The 457-nt window shown below is 68.1% G+C and carries 1 protein-coding gene; it reads right to left on the reverse strand.

The features are described 5' to 3' along the window. Positions 1-19 precede the first annotated feature (19 nt). The coding region (locus DEQ92_RS23655; RefSeq protein ID WP_199522985.1) for a hypothetical protein at positions 20-457 on the reverse strand (438 nt) is incomplete at its 5' end.

Genomic DNA, 457 nt, shown 5'->3' on the forward strand with positions numbered 1-457 from the left:
AACGCGTTCCGCCGTCCGACTACTCGGCGCCCTCGGCGTCGTTGCGCGCGACGTAGTACGGGCGCCGCTCGAAGTAGCGGAACGGCCGCCGGCGCTCGCCGACGTACTCGACGAACGAGAATCCCCTCCGGTCGAGCTGGCGCTTCGTGCGCCACGGACTGGAGACGTACAGCGGCAGTCCCCACTCGCGCCCGTCAACCTTGTACCGCGAGCGGAGCCGCCGCCAGTTGCCGTTCTCGACGTACAGGTTCCGGATGTGGCCGCGGTCGAGCAGGAGGGCCGGGAGGTTGTACAGGCAGTTGTGCGTGCTGAACGCGAACGTCCCGTCCGGCTCGAGCACCCGCTCGATCTCGTCGAGCGCCTCGAACCGGCCGGCTTCCGGCTGGATCATGTCGATCCCGCAGTAAGAGAACAGGACGTGCGCGAACCGGTCGTCGTCGAAGTCGAGGTCGCGAAC

It is taken from the genome of Haloferax sp. Atlit-6N, assembly GCF_003383195.1.
GTDB lineage: Archaea > Halobacteriota > Halobacteria > Halobacteriales > Haloferacaceae > Haloferax > Haloferax gibbonsii.